Source organism: Thermobifida halotolerans (assembly GCF_003574835.2).
Lineage (GTDB): Bacteria > Actinomycetota > Actinomycetes > Streptosporangiales > Streptosporangiaceae > Thermobifida > Thermobifida halotolerans.
The window spans coordinates 4,729,915-4,741,658 of record NZ_CP063196.1 but is presented as its reverse complement, the minus strand read 5'-3'; the positions used below and the strand labels follow the sequence as shown (position 1 = coordinate 4,741,658).

Genomic DNA, 11,744 nt, shown 5'->3' with positions numbered 1-11,744 from the left:
CGACGCCTCCGGGGCCCGCGCCTTCTCATCTCGGGTCCAGGGCCGCCGCCAGCACCGACTCGATCTCCGCGGTCAACTCGCGCTTGGCCGCGGCGTCGAGGTACGAGGCCGCGACGCCGTTGCCCGCCAGCAGCGCCAGGTCCGCCAGGTCCAGTCCGAGGGCGTGCGCGGTCCGGTACTCGTTCACCAGGTCGGTGCCGAACATGGGCGGGTCGTCGGAGTTCAACGTGACCGTCAACCCCGTCTTCAGCATGCGCGGCAGCGGGTGCTCCACGATGTCGGCGACGGCTCTGGTGCACACGTTGGACGTGGGGGACACGTCCAACGGGATGCGCCTCTCGCACAGGAGGTCGACCAGGCGCGGATCCTTCACGCTGTCGATCCCGTGCCCGATGCGCTCGGCGCCCAGCAGCTCGACCGCGGTCCACACGCTCTGCGGTCCGCCGGTCTCCCCCGCGTGCGGCAGGCTGTGCAGTCCGGCGGCCCGGGCCCGGTCGTAGACGCCCCTGAAGGGCGTCCGGTCCACCTCCATTCCGCCCACGCCGAACCCCACGACACTGGGGGGACCGTCGGCGAGCACCGCGTCCAGCGTCCGCTCTCCCGCCTCCACCCCGTAGTCGCCGGGGAAGTCGGGAATCCACCGCAGCCCGATGCCGTGCGCGCGTTCGGCCTCGCGCCTCCCGTGCTCCACTCCGGCGAAGACCACGGACGCGGGGATGCCGCGGACCAGATGGTTGTAGAGGCTGATGTGCAGCTCGGCGTAGCGGACGTTCTGGGCGGCGAGCCGCTCGGCCACGTCCGCGGTCAGCAGCGCGAAGTCCTCCTCGTCGCGCAGCACCCGGACCGAGGCGATGTAGATCTCGATGAAGTGGGCGAAGTCCCGGAACTCGTAGTAGGCCGCCACCTCCTCGGGTGACCTCGGCAGTCCGGGGACGCCGTGCTTCTCGGCGAGCCGCAGGAAGACGGGGGGACGCATCGAGCCCTCCAGGTGGACGTGGAGTTCCACCTTGGGCAGGTCCTGGATGAACCTCTCGACCGCGGCGCGGGGGACGCTGGGGTTGTCCATGCGTTGACGTTACCGAAAGGGCCGCTGACCGGTCCCGCCGAATTCCCACCGCGCGGTCGGCGGGTGCTCCCACACGTCCCGGAACCGTCGGGCCCCATCTCCGCTCTCCGACGATCGGGACAGCCCCTTTGAGGTATCCGGACTGCGGAGTTCCCGCGGGCTCCGGCGTTCACCCCGGCCACAAGTGGCCAAATCCCATGAAACGGACCGTCCACACCTTGGAGTCTGAATAGTACGGAACCAAACGAATTAAGAAAGGCATCATAGAGGCCGTGACAACCAATTCCCGATCCTCCTCAGCCACTCCGCCCGCACCACGTCACAGTTCCGGCTCCGGCGAGCGGCGGAGAGGCGCCGCGCGCCCTTTCCCGGGAAACCGGACCATTCCCACCTCCCAGTCCCTGGTCAATGCGCCCCTGCGCCGTCTGCCCGCGCAGCAGCGCAGTATGGCGCGGGTGCAGCGGATGCTGGACGCCTGCGCGGAACTCCTCGACGAGGGCGGCTACGCCGAACTGACCACGACCAAGATCGCCGAACGCGCCGGGGTCGCGATCGGCTCGGTCTACCAGTTCTTCCCGGACAAGCGGGCCGTCACCCAGGCGCTGGGGCTGCGTTATCTGGACGTCTTCAGCATGCGGGTCGCCAATCGGATCGCGGAACAGGATTTCGACCACTGGACCGAGACCGTCGACGCGATCATCGACGAGTACATCACCATGCACCGCGACGAACCGGGCTTCCGCAGCCTGCACTTTGGCGACGCGGTCGACACCCGACTCCTCGACTCCACCCGCGAGAACAACAGGGTTATCGCGACACGCCTACGCGACCTGCTGATTTCCGTTGCCGGAGCGGCCGGAGGTGAGAAGCTTGACCTCGCGGCCGTCGTTGCGGTCGAGGCCGCCGACGCGGTACTCAAGTTGGCTTTCCGCGACGACCCCGAAGGTGATCCTCGTCTCGTCTCCTCGACCAAGCTGCTGGTCCGCGGATACCTGGAGCAGCTTTTCCGCGCAGAACGGGGAACTCGTCAGAGTCTGCGACAGAGCGAGGAATCCGACAAAATACCGCTAAAATGACTATTCGCAATCCGGCCGACACCACCGCGAGCCACTGTCCCACCCGACCGTGGTGCGGTCTGCGATCCACAGCGGCAGCGCGCGAGTCGCCACGGGGGACGAAGACGGCGCCTCGCCCGCCTCACGCGGCCGGGTCCACCCAGGACCTTTTCACCCGCTTCCCACCACGAGGTTCGCAACGCGTCGGCACACCCGCCTCACGCGGGCGGCAGCGTGCGTCTGAACAGGGGAGGAACTCTCAGTGGTAGCCAACGGCACACTCACCGAACCATTGACCGGAACCGCCGCAGGGGTTCCCTATCTCGCGGTCCCGCCGCCCGACCCCGACCGGTCCGCGCCGATGGTCATCGGCCTGCACGCCTTCGAGCCGCCGCGCAGCGAGGCGGCCCTCGCCGGAACCCTGCCGCTGCTCGGGCTGCCCGTCTGGCGGTTCTACCTCGGGCTTCCGCTCTTCGGGCACCGGCTTCCCGAAGGCGGCGTCCCCGAGGTGAACCGGTTGGGGCAGACCGACTACCTGATCCAGTTGTACGGCCCCGTCGTGGAGCAGGCCGCGGCCGAACTGCCCCGGGTCGTCGCCGAACTGCGGCGCTCCTTCCCGGTCTCCGAGGCCCCCGCCGGTCTGATGGGCGTCGGCGCGGGCGGAGCCGCGGTGTTCCTCGCGCTCGCCGAGGGCGACCTTCCCGTCGGCGCGGTGGGCGTGGTCAACCCCGTCATCGACCCGGCGCAGGTGCTCGCGGCCCGGGAACGCCACCTCGGCATCACCTACCACTGGAGCGACAAGTCCCGCGAGATCGCCACGTGGCTGGACTTCACCGAACGGGCCGAGGAGCTGGCCTCCCGCGATCCGCAGCCCCCGATGCTCATCGTCAACGGCGAGCACGACGAGATCATCCGCCCCGGCCACGGCCGCCTGCTGCACGACGCCCTGGCCTCCCGTCACCTTCCGCACACCCTGCGGCACATCGTGGTCCCCGACCTCGCCCACGCGTTGGGCCCCGAACCCGGCCTGGACCCGGGGCCGCCCACTCCCGGCACCGTGCTCGCCGACCGCGCCCTCGCCGAGTGGTTCCACGCCCACCTGCTCTCCGGAGCCGAGACCACCGTCCGCCTGTGAACGGCACCGTCCCCGGTCGGGGTCAGTAGGCGCGTTCGGCGAGTCTGCGCGCGGCGATGAGCACCGGGTCCCACGTCGGGGAGAACGGCGGGGCGTAGGAGAGGTCCATTCCGGCGACCTCCTCCACCCCCATCTCGTTCCACAGCGCGGTGGCCAGCACGTCCACCCGTTTGGCGGCGCCCTCGCCGCCGACGATCTGACCGCCCAGCAGGCGACCGGTCCGCCGTTCGGCGAGCAGTCTCACGGTGATCGGACGTGCCCCCGGGAAGTACCCCGCGCGGGTGGTGGAGTCCACGGTCACCGACTCGAACTCGAAACCGGCGGCCCGGGCCTCGGCCTCGTTCAGGCCGGTACGTCCCACCTCCAGGCCGCAGATCCTGGTGACGGCGGTGCCCACGACCCCGCCGAAGCTCGCGTATCCGCCACCGATGTTGGTGCCCGCGACCCGGCCCTGCCTGTTGGCGTGCGTTCCCAGCGCGATCGCCACCGGCTCGCGCGAGACCCGGTGGAAGGTCTCGACGCAGTCCCCGGCCGCCCAGACGTTCTCCTGCGACGTCCGCATACGCCGGTCCACCGCGATCCCGCCGGTCGGCCCGATCCGCAGTCCGGCCGACCGGGCGAGGTCGCTGTTGGGGCGAGCCCCCAGGCCCAGCACCACGACCTCCGCCGGGTAGGAGGAGTCCTCGGTCACCACCGCGCTCACCCGCCCCCGGTCGGTCTCGAAGCCGATCGCCCGCGTCCACGGACGGAAGTCCGCCCCCATGCAGACCATCGTCTCGCGGACCAGTGCGCCCATCTCCTCGTCGAGGGTGCCCATCGGTTCGGGGCCCGCCTCCAGTACGGTGACCTCGATTTTCCTGGTCAGGAATGCCTCGGCCATCTCCAGACCGATGTATCCGGCCCCCACGACCACGGCGTGCCGCGGACGGTGCTCGTCCAGGTAGTCGCGGAGCCTGACCCCGTCCTCGAGGGTCTGCACGCCGAAGATCCCCTCGGCGCGGTCTCCCGGCAGTTCCGGGCGGCGCGGCACACCCCCGGTGGCGATCATGAGGAAATCGTAAGGTTCCTCACGCTCCCGTCCCGAGGCGTCGACCGTGTGGACCCGCTGTCCCTGGAGGTCGATGTCGGTCGCCTCGGTCCGGGTGTGTACCCGGATCGCGAAGTCCTGTTCGAAGGTCTTCGGGTCGCGGACGATCAGGTCCTCCGGACTCGGTACAGTCTTCGCGACCAGATAGGGAAGACCGCACGCCGCATAGGAGGTGACGGGTCCACGCTCCACGGCGAGGATCTCCAACTCCCCGGGGCCGATGCGGCGGGCCTGCGAGGCCGCGCTCATCCCCGCGGCGTCTCCGCCGATGGCAACCAGCCGTGGTCCGCCGTTCACCGACCGCTCCATGGTTCCTCCCCTGCTGGAGTTCTCCCCGTCAGAATGTCCCTCTTGCATGGAGTCACCACTTCCCTCCATGGCGAAGGACCGGACATCCCCCGCTGATCTCCATCATCGTGATGAATAATCACCTGGTGTCCCCCACTCGGCGGTTACTGTCCCCGCTGGGCGTTCGTCCGGGGCGAGCGTCTTCCCGTGGGGCTCGCGTGCGACAAGTTCTAGGAGGGCGACTCACGTGACCGAGCCGGCGCCGGTTTTCACCAGCGGAATCGACCATGAACGGCTCACTTCCCAACTCCGGTTCGTTCTGGAGGTCGACAAACTCAAGCGCGTCCTGCGTCGTTCCCTGCTCGTCGACGGCGCCCGCCGGGAGAACTCCGCCGAGCACTCCTGGCACGTGGCGGTACTCGCGCGGGTGTTCGCCGAGTACGCCCCCGAGGGCACCGACATCGAGCGTGTGGTGAACATGCTGCTGCTGCACGACATCGTCGAGATCGACGCCGGAGACACGTTCGTCTACGACTCCGCCGCGGTCGACTCCCAGGCGGAGCGGGAGAGCGCCGCCGCGGACCGCATCTTCGCCCTGCTGCCCGAGGACCAGGCCGTCTGGGCGCGGAAGCTGTGGGACGAGTTCGAGGAACGCAGGACCCCCGAGTCGCGTTTCGCCAGGGCCGTCGACCGGCTCTCGCCGCTGCTCGCCAACTGGCACACCGAGGGCACCCTGTGGCAGCAGTTCCGGGTCTCCAAGAGCGATGTGCTGAAGAACGTGAAACTCATCGCCGAGGGCTCCGAAGCCCTGGGTGCCTACGCACTGGCGCTGATCGACGACGCGGAACGGCGCGGATACCTCAGTCGGGGCTGACCCGTCCTCACCGCAGCACCAACTGGACCGCTGCGGTGAGGCCGATCAGCACGACCAGGGCGCGCAGCGCGGTCGGCCTGAGTCTGCGTCCGAAACGCGCCCCCAGGTAGCCGCCGATGACCGAGCCACCGGCGATCAGGGCCGCGGCCGGCCAGTACGGCTCCGCGAAGAGGATGTAGAAGGTGGCCACGGAGGCGTTGACGATCGAGGCCAGCACGTTCTTCAGGGCGTTGACGCGCTGGATGTCCTCGTCGAGGGAACTGCCGAGCAGGCTGATCAGGACAACACCCTGCGCCGCGGTGAAGTAGCCGCCGTACACCCCCGCGCCGTAGACCCCGAACGGCAGCAGGGGACCGCCGTTCGGGCGCGCGGCGCGGCGCCCGCGCGCCCACGCGTTGATCCGGGGTTGGAAGACGATGAGCAGGCAGGCCAGCAGGATGAGGACCGGCACGACCGACGTGAACACCTTCTCGGGCAGGTTGAGCAGCAGGGTTCCGCCGGTGATCGCGCCCAGGAAGGACATCACGCCGAAGCGCAGCAGCCGGGTCCGCTGTCCGGCGAGTTCCCTGCGGTAGCCGATGGCACCGGCGACGGCGCCCGGCGTCAGCCCGATGCTGTTGGAGATCGCGGCCGTCACCGGTGGGACGCCGCAGGCCAGCAGGACCGGGAAGGTGAACAGCGTGCCGGAGCCGACCAGCGTGTTGATGGTTCCCGCCCCGGCCCCCGCCGCGAGGACGGCGAGTGCCTGCCACACGTCCATGCGCGCCCCCGCATCGGTTTTCGGTCCCCCGAATCCCGTGCAGTCTACGAACCGCTGTTTCGGCGCCGAGGGCCGGGGCGGCCCCGCCGTGGCCGGTCCTCCGGTGGTGTCCGGGAGGTCAGGCCGCTCGGGCGGTCCAGCGCTCCCCGTCGCGTTCCACCTTGAGTTCGATGTCGAAGGTCCGGCTGAGGTTGTCCGCGGTCATCACCTGCTCCAGCGGCCCCGAGGCCACGACCTTTCCGGCACGCAGCAGCAGGCCGTGGGTGAAGCCCGCGGGGATCTCCTCCACGTGGTGGGTGACGACCACCATCGTGGGCGCGGCGTCGTCCCGGGCCAGGGTGCCGAGCCGACGCACCAGGTCCTCCCGGCCGCCCAGGTCGAGCCCCGCGGCGGGTTCGTCCAGCAGCAGCAGTTCCGGGTCCGCCATCATGGCGCGCGCGATCAGCACCCGCTTGCGCTCCCCCTCCGAGAGCGTGCCGAACGCGCGGTCCTCCAACCGCAGCACCCCCCATCGGCCCAGCAGCGCGCGGGCCCGCGCGTGGTCGGGAGCGCCGTACTCCTCCCTGCCGCTGCCGAGGTAGCCGTAGGCGGCACTGACGATCAGGTCACGGACGATCCAGTCGTCCTCGATCTGCGCGGCCACCGCGGAGCTGGCGAAACCGACCAGCGGACGCAGTTCGAACACGTCGCCGCCGCCCAGCCGCTCCCCCAGGACGTGGACCGCCCCCCTGCTCGGGTGGAGCTGGGTGGCGGCGATCCGCAGCAGCGTGGTCTTGCCCGCCCCGTTGGGCCCCACGACCACCCAGCGTTCGTCCTCCTCGACGGTCCAGTCCACCCCGTCCAGCAGCTCGGTCCGGTCTCGGCGCACTCCGACACCGCTCATCCGCAGCACGTGCCCGTTCATAGCCCTCCTTCGTCACACCCGAGTGCGAACATACTGGACGCGGAATCGTCCTCGGCAGCGGATTCCGTCCAGAGGGCGACCCGCCCCGTGTGGCGCTCCAGAGCCTGTCCGGTGGCGGCTTCCGGATCAGCGGGCGGTCCCGCTGACCGGGGCGGCGCCTGCTGCGGCGACGCGCGAGGAGCGTCCTGGCCGACCGCTCGAGCGACACCGGGCGTCGCTGTGGCGGTCGCGGACCCGGAACGATCCGCCAAGCAGGTCCTAAGCTGGAACCGATGCTTGCAGAACTGTCCTCAGCGGCTCTGGTGGCCTGGGGGAACGCCTGGCTGGCGGGTCAGGTGGGCCTCGACGACACCGTGGACGCGGTGGAGCGGCGCACCGGACCACACCTGATCGACACGGTGGTCGATCCCGCCCTGCCCTTTGAGCCGGGCGTGCCGCTGCGCAGCGCGCTGGCCCGGCTGCGTGGTCTGGGCCTGGCGGAGTTCCGGCTCAGCCTGCCCGTCCCCGGAGACCCCCTGGGGCTGACCGGCGGGAAGGAGCTGGCGGCTGCCGCCATCGAGGCCCGGGAGGCGGTGCTGGTGCGCCTGGCCGACCGGTGGATCGGGCTGGTGCCGCGGACCGACCTGCGCGGCTCCTCCTACCGGGGGGTGGCCTGGACGCCCCGTCCGGCCGCCGACGGCCGCCCCGAGTCGATCCAGTTGTCGGAGGCCGAACACGACCTCAACTCCGCGATCCGGGAGGCCGCCGCCCTGTTCGGACGCGTTGACGACGCGCAGTCGTGGGGCCCCGAGGTGCAGCGGGCGCTGACCGCGCTGCGCGACCCCGACCGCCCGCCCACCACGGGCCTCGCCCCCGGCTATCCGCAGCGGGCCCACCGGGTCGCCGCGCTGGCCGACCGGTTGGCGGTCGTGGTCCGCCTGGCGGACGACGACCGGGGACGAGGGCTGAGCGGCACGCAGACGGAGTCCCGCCGACTCGCGCTGCGCCTACTGGACCGGGCGGTGCGCCGCGCCCGTGTCGCCGCCTACTGCGCCGTCCTGGACTGGCCCGAGGATCGGACTCAGGGTCGGAGGTGAGGAAACTCGGGGAGACCTCAGGGTCGTTTCCCGATCCACCGCGCCGACCGGGGAAGAATACTGTCGACCATGGCGAACATCCTGAACCACTCGCAGTCCGCGGGGCCGGGCCCCCTGCGCGCCTCCGACGCCGACCGCGACCGCGTCGCCCGGGTCCTCGCCGACGCCCTGGCCGACGGCCGACTGACCCAGGAGGAGCACTCCGAGCGTCTGGAGGCCGTCTACGCCGCCAAGACGCTGGGAGAACTCGCGCCGCTCACCCTCGACCTGGAGGCCGCCCCGGTCACCGCGGCCGGGGACTCGACCGTACAGCCGCACCCCTCCGCCGAGGGCGTGGAGAACATCGTCGCGGTGTTCGCCCACGCCGACCGGGGCGGGCGCTGGCTGGTGGAGCCGCGCACCAACACCTCCACCCTGTTCGGCTCCGTGTCGCTGGAGCTGCGCGAGGCGGTGCTGTCCCAGCGCGAGGTCGTCATCCAGTGCGGCCTGCTCTTCGGCTCCCTGGAGCTGACCGTGCCTCCGGGAGTGCGGGTCGTCAACCAGGTCACGCCGGTCTTCGGTGACGTCAGCCTCAAGAGGGCCGACTCGGCGGTCCCCGCGGACGCCCCCACCGTCCGCCTGACGGGAACCGCGATCTTCAGCACGGTCAGCGTCAGGACCCGGGCTCGGAAGGAGAAGAAGTCGAAGAAGTCCGCCTGGTTCTGCTGACCCCACATCCGGAATCGAGGAACCGCACATGGACCCGGAGCACCTGCGCGCGTCGGACTCCGACCGCGAACGCGGCGCCGAGCGACTCCGCGACGCACTCGCCGAAGGCCGACTCGACCACGACGAACTGGAGGAGCGCCTGGACCGGGTGTACCGGGCCAAGACCGTGGGCGAACTGGCCGAGGTCACCCGCGACCTTCCGCCGCCCATCGGCCGGGAGACGGCGGGCGCGGGGCCGGTGGGCCTGTCGGTGTCCTCCGACGAGGCGCGTCGGCTGGCGGCCGAGGGGCGGGGGCGGGAGAACATCTCCGCGGTGTTCGGCGGGGCCGAGCGCGGAGGACGCTGGCTGGTCGAACCGCACACGAGTGTGTCCACGCTGTGCGGCGGGGTGGAACTCGACCTGCGCGAGGCGGTGTTGTCGCAGCGCGAGGTCGTCATCCAGTGCGCGGTGGTCCTCGGCGGCCTGTCGATCACGGTGCCGTACGGGGTGCGCGTGACCAGCGCGGCCAACGCCATCCTGGGCGGGGTCGACCTGAGCGGGGTCGACAGCTCCGCCGAGCCGAACGCTCCCACGATCCGCCTCACCGGTACCTGCCTGCTCGGCGGCATCGAGGTGAGGACCAAGGCGCTCAAGAGGAAGCGCGGACGCTGACGGCTTCCTCCGCTCGGGCCCACCTGGCGGCCCTGTCCCCCGTCGCCGCGGCGCCGACCGAAAGGGTGAGCGGAGAGAACCGCTGGATCCAGGAGGCTTCGGGGAACGGCGACTCCCCCTCACCGGGGAGGTGACATAGGCCACAGATTCACCGCTGTCTGAGGCTTCCCAAGCCGATGAACAGGGCATTGACGGTGCAGAAAGGTTCGGTGGCCTGGTCTACTCCACCACCGCGCGGCGGAGTACCGTAGAGCCGTCATGACTTTTGCGAATTCCGTGCCCGAAACGCTTCTGGTGACGGTTACCGGTAAGGACCGCCCAGGGATCAGCGCTCGGCTGTTGAGCACGCTGTCGGTCTTCCCGGTGACCATCGCCGATCTGGAACAGGTGGTCATCGGCGGCCGCCTGCTCCTGGGCGTTCTTCTGACGGTTGACGAGCGGGTCGCCCCCGGCGTCCGCCGTGAGCGGCTGTTCGAGGAGATCCGCTCCGCCGTCGCCAAGGTCGCGGTCGACCTCGACATGGTCGTCGACTTCACCACGGACGGCGACCGCGTGAGATCCAGCGGGAACAAACTCGACGTCACGATCATGGCCGACCCGCTGCGCCCGGGAGCCCTCGGCGCGATCGCCTCCTGCGTGGCACGGGCAGGAGCCAACATCGACCGCATCGAGCGGCTGGCGAGCTACCCGGTGACCGCGCTCTCGCTGTCTCTCGCGGGGGCCGACATCGACCGGCTGCGCGCCGACCTGGCGCTGGAGGCGGTCACCCAGTCGATCGACGTGGCCGTACAGGTCAGCGGCCTGCACCGGCGCTCCAAGCATCTGGTGGTCATGGACGTCGACTCCACACTCATCCAGTGCGAGGTCATCGAACTGCTGGCCCAGCACGCGGGCTGCGGCGACGAGGTGGCCCGGGTCACCGAAGAGGCCATGCGCGGCGAGATCGACTTCGAGGAGTCGCTGCGCCGCCGTGTCGCCCTGCTGAAGGGACTGGACGCGGGGGTGCTGGAGAACGTGCGCGAGAAGATGGTGCTGACCCCCGGGGCCCGCACCCTGATCCGCACCCTCAAACGGCTGGGCTACGAGTGCGCGATCGTCAGCGGCGGGTTCACCCAGCTCACGGACCACCTGGTGGAAGAGCTCGGCATCCACTACTCGGCGGCCAACACGCTGGAGATCGTCGACGGCAAACTCACCGGTGAGGTGGTGGGGCCGATCATCGACCGCAAGGGCAAGGCCGTTGCTCTGGAGCGGTTCGCCGAGGAGGCCGGGGTGCCGCTCAGCCAGACCGTGGCGATCGGCGACGGCGCCAACGACCTCGACATGCTCCAGGTCGCGGGGTTGGGAGTGGCGTTCAACGCCAAGCCCGTCGTACGCGCCCAGGCCGACACCTCGGTGAGTGTGCCCTACCTCGACACCATCCTGTTCCTGCTCGGCATCTCCCGGGAACACGTGGAGGCCGCCGACCGCGTCGACCTGAAGCAGTGACCCCGGCCGACCGGCGCGCCACGGGGCGACCGCGGCGCGCACCGGCCACGGTCAGTTCAGCAGCCTGAGGCTTCCCGTTCCGGGGGCGGCGTAGAGCCAGTCGACCTCCAGGTCGATCACGGCGGCCGACGCCGGTGGGAAGGACAGGTACCCGGAGTCGCTGTCGAACGCCGCGGCGAGCTGTGCCATCGTCGGGTTGTGGCCGACCAGCAGCAGCGTGCGCACCTCCGGGTCGACCAGGGTGACCAGCCGCAGCGCGGTGTCCACGTCGGCGGTGTACAGCTCCGCCTCGAAGTCCACCTCCGGTTCGCAGGGCAGCTCCTCGGCGACCAGGCCCCAGGTCTGCCGGGTGCGCTGCGCCGTGGAGCAGAGGACGTGCTCGGGGAGGAGTCCCTCGCGGGCCAGCAGCGCACCGACCGCCCTGGCCTGGCCGCGGCCCTCACCGCTGAGCGGACGCTCGATGTCGGACAGGGACGCGGAGTGCTCCGCCTGGGCGTGCCGCAGCACGATCAACCGCCGACTCATGACGAGGCCACCGTTGCCACGACGGTCAGCAGGGCGATGAACGCCAGCATCACGCCGACGATGATGGCGAGCCCTCTCATACCGGTCATGCGGAAAGTCTGCCACGTGTCGGGTGCCGGTCCCAGT

General features: G+C 70.6%; 12 protein-coding genes. 7 read left to right on the top strand and 5 right to left on the bottom strand.

The genetic code is table 11. From position 1 onward, the window contains the following. Window positions 1-25 precede the first annotated feature (25 nt). Window positions 26-1,066, bottom strand: a complete 1,041-nt coding sequence (gene add, locus NI17_RS21190; RefSeq protein ID WP_068689915.1) for an adenosine deaminase — start codon at window positions 1,064-1,066, stop codon at window positions 26-28. A gap of 446 nt (window positions 1,067-1,512) precedes the next feature. On the opposite strand from add, the gene NI17_RS21185 reads away from it, so the two are divergent. Together NI17_RS21185 and NI17_RS21180 are read left to right on the top strand one after the other, a co-directional pair. Continuing rightward, window positions 1,513-2,142 carry a TetR/AcrR family transcriptional regulator gene (locus NI17_RS21185; protein WP_068689914.1) on the top strand — a complete coding sequence of 210 codons (630 nt, stop codon included), beginning with the start codon at window positions 1,513-1,515 and terminating at the stop codon, window positions 2,140-2,142. 241 nt (window positions 2,143-2,383) lie between these two features. After that, window positions 2,384-3,256 (top strand): alpha/beta hydrolase family protein, encoded by an 873-nt coding sequence (locus NI17_RS21180; protein WP_068689912.1) that lies wholly within the window; start codon window positions 2,384-2,386, stop codon window positions 3,254-3,256. A 22-nt stretch (window positions 3,257-3,278) separates the two neighbouring features. On the opposite strand, the gene NI17_RS21175 is transcribed toward NI17_RS21180, so the two are convergent. Further along, on the bottom strand, window positions 3,279-4,640 hold the full coding sequence (locus NI17_RS21175; protein ID WP_267887177.1) for an FAD-dependent oxidoreductase: 1,362 nt from the start codon (window positions 4,638-4,640) through the stop codon (window positions 3,279-3,281). 238 nt (window positions 4,641-4,878) lie between these two features. On the opposite strand from NI17_RS21175, the gene NI17_RS21170 reads away from it, so the two are divergent. Further along, window positions 4,879-5,505 (top strand): HD domain-containing protein, encoded by a 627-nt coding sequence (locus tag NI17_RS21170; protein ID WP_068689907.1) that lies wholly within the window; start codon window positions 4,879-4,881, stop codon window positions 5,503-5,505. Between the two features lie 7 nt (window positions 5,506-5,512). On the opposite strand, the gene NI17_RS21165 is transcribed toward NI17_RS21170, so the two are convergent. Next, window positions 5,513-6,265 carry a sulfite exporter TauE/SafE family protein gene (locus tag NI17_RS21165; RefSeq protein WP_068689905.1) on the bottom strand — a complete coding sequence of 251 codons (753 nt, stop codon included), beginning with the start codon at window positions 6,263-6,265 and terminating at the stop codon, window positions 5,513-5,515. A 118-nt stretch (window positions 6,266-6,383) separates the two neighbouring features. Then, entirely contained in the window at window positions 6,384-7,169 is a 786-nt protein-coding gene (locus NI17_RS21160) for an ABC transporter ATP-binding protein (RefSeq protein ID WP_068689903.1), read from the bottom strand. Between the two features lie 272 nt (window positions 7,170-7,441). Between NI17_RS21160 and NI17_RS21155 the strand changes: the two genes are divergently transcribed. The 4 genes from NI17_RS21155 to serB all read left to right on the top strand — a co-directional run bounded on the left by NI17_RS21155 (window position 7,442) and on the right by serB (window position 11,093). Then, complete coding sequence (locus NI17_RS21155; protein WP_068689901.1) at window positions 7,442-8,245, top strand: hypothetical protein; 804 nt, start codon at window positions 7,442-7,444, stop codon at window positions 8,243-8,245. 69 nt (window positions 8,246-8,314) lie between these two features. Then, a complete protein-coding gene (locus tag NI17_RS21150; RefSeq protein WP_068689899.1) occupies window positions 8,315-8,953 on the top strand; it encodes a DUF1707 SHOCT-like domain-containing protein in 639 nt (212 codons plus the stop codon). Between the two features lie 28 nt (window positions 8,954-8,981). Next, complete coding sequence (locus tag NI17_RS21145) at window positions 8,982-9,605, top strand: DUF1707 SHOCT-like domain-containing protein (protein ID WP_068689897.1); 624 nt, start codon at window positions 8,982-8,984, stop codon at window positions 9,603-9,605. 258 nt (window positions 9,606-9,863) lie between these two features. Next, complete coding sequence (gene serB / locus NI17_RS21140; RefSeq protein WP_068689895.1) at window positions 9,864-11,093, top strand: phosphoserine phosphatase SerB; 1,230 nt, start codon at window positions 9,864-9,866, stop codon at window positions 11,091-11,093. A gap of 51 nt (window positions 11,094-11,144) precedes the next feature. Here serB and NI17_RS21135 read toward each other — a convergent pair whose 3' ends face one another. Beyond that, the gene (locus tag NI17_RS21135) at window positions 11,145-11,618 is read right to left on the bottom strand and encodes a SixA phosphatase family protein (protein WP_068689893.1); all 474 of its coding nucleotides are present in this window, start codon (window positions 11,616-11,618) and stop codon (window positions 11,145-11,147) included. Between the last annotated feature and the right edge of the window lie 126 nt (window positions 11,619-11,744).